The following is a 1,470-nucleotide window of genomic DNA, read 5'->3' as shown; positions in this document are numbered from 1 at the left end:
AACCGCTGACCTCTACAATGCCATTGTAGCGCTCTCCCAGCTGAGCTATAGCCCCAATATGCGTCGTGTCGAGGCGCGTATCTTATTCATCAAGCATAAAATTGTCAAATAGTTATCAGCAAAAAAATACTTTTTTCATGGTGTTTGCTCGTTTTGTGGTCAAACGTCTAGGTTGACTAATTCGGTATTTGCACCAATTGCTGTGATATTGTCACTCACCACACGCTCCGTGCAAAAACGCAGTAGATAATGACGCCCTCCTGCTTTAAAGCCTGTCCCTGATAAGCCTTCGCCACCAAATGGCTGGCAAGCAACCTGTGCGCCAATTTGATTACGATTGATATAGATGTTACCAACACGAGCATGACGCTGCACATAATCAATGTGTGATTGAATACGGCTATGAATAGCTAAGGTTAAACCATAACCATCACGGTTAATATGCTCAATGACCTCAGCCAATTTACCTTGTTGCCATAAACAGATATGTAAAATTGGGCCAAAAATTTCATGTTTGGGTAAATTAGCCGCGCTAACAACAAAGGCATGAGGCGCAAGATAATGTCCTTTGTTGCTATCAATAGATAAGGTGGCATGAGCTGACCAACTGGCATCTTGTTGTATTTGTTGGCAATAGTAGAGTAGATGTTGTTGGCTATGGCCATCAATCACCGCACTCATATCACTGTTAATATGTTGGCTATGACCAACTTGCCAAAGTGCTAATTGACCTGCTAAGCGTGAGAGTACTGTATCGGCAATTTCTTCTTGTAACCATAATACACGCAAGGCAGAGCAGCGTTGGCCAGCACTATTAAATGCGGATTGCATCACGTCATAGACTAATTGTTCGGCAAGGGCAGAGCTGTCAGCAATCATTGCATTTAAGCCGCCAGTTTCTGCAATAAAGGGAATAATTGCGCCTCGACGTTGTGCTAAAGCCAGTTGTATGTGTTGAGCCGTTTCTGTTGAGCCAGTAAAAACGACACCTGCTAAATAAGGATGTTTAAATAAATAGTCACCCAATTCACTACTGCGCGCAAAAATAATATTCACAACACCTTCTGGTAAACCTGTTTGTTGCAACAGTTGAGCAATTTTGCTGGCAATTAATGAAGTTTGGTTGGCAGGTTTGGCAATGACTGTATTGCCTGTAACAATGGCAGCAGCAATTTGTCCTAAAAAAATGGCTAAAGGAAAATTCCACGGACTAAGACAAACAAACACACCACGAGCAGCCCAACATAAACGATTTTGTTCACCTGTAATATGGGGTAGTTCATGGGGAGTTTGTAGTTTTTCGGCTTCTTGAGCATAAAAACGACATAAATCAATCGCTTCGCGCCATTCACCTAAAGCATCAGGTAAGGTTTTGCCTGCTTCCATGGTTAATAAATATAAGATTTCGGCTTGAGCCTCTTCCATTAATACGGTTAAAGCACGCAAATAACCTGCGCGTTGATGGACAGG

Annotated in this window: 1 protein-coding gene; it reads right to left on the bottom strand. The window is 42.4% G+C overall.

What is annotated here, in order from left to right; translation table 11 throughout:
• Nucleotides 1-159: 159 nt before the first annotated feature.
• A partial coding sequence (locus Q0212_RS01310; protein WP_297921040.1) for an L-glutamate gamma-semialdehyde dehydrogenase occupies nucleotides 160-1,470 on the bottom strand: 1,311 nt, incomplete at its 5' end.

The sequence above is a fragment of the uncultured Agitococcus sp. genome, assembly GCF_937920075.1.
Lineage (GTDB): Bacteria > Pseudomonadota > Gammaproteobacteria > Pseudomonadales > Moraxellaceae > Agitococcus.
The sequence above is the reverse complement of the archived record's forward strand: the minus strand, read 5'-3'. Positions and strand labels throughout refer to the sequence as shown.